Source organism: Pseudoalteromonas sp. SIMBA_162 (assembly GCF_046535955.1).
GTDB lineage: Bacteria > Pseudomonadota > Gammaproteobacteria > Enterobacterales > Alteromonadaceae > Pseudoalteromonas > Pseudoalteromonas marina.
Genome location: NZ_JAWJBQ010001263.1, coordinates 1 through 234, shown reverse-complemented (window position 1 = coordinate 234; position 234 = coordinate 1). Strand labels below are relative to the sequence as shown.

Genomic DNA, 234 nt, shown 5'->3' with positions numbered 1-234 from the left:
GAAGCCGGCGGCAAAGGCCATCAGGGCGAAGATGAAGGCCGTGGTGTCGTTGACCCCGGCGAAGAACTGCTTGCTGATCACCGCCGCCAGGGCGCCGTAGAGGAAAAAGTCGTACCACTCGAACACCGTGCCGAGGGACGACGCGAAGATGACCTTCTGGCTGCCCTTGGCAGTGGAGTCCTGCAGGGGCGCGTTCAGGGGCTGTGCGTGTTCTGACATAGGGGGCTTCCTTAC

The 234-nt window shown here is 62.8% G+C and carries 1 pseudogene; it reads right to left on the bottom strand.

What is annotated here, in order from left to right:
- Positions 1-219 (bottom strand): annotated as a pseudogene (locus tag R0J88_RS23690) (MFS transporter); the annotation flags it as partial.
- Positions 220-234: the final 15 nt, after the last annotated feature.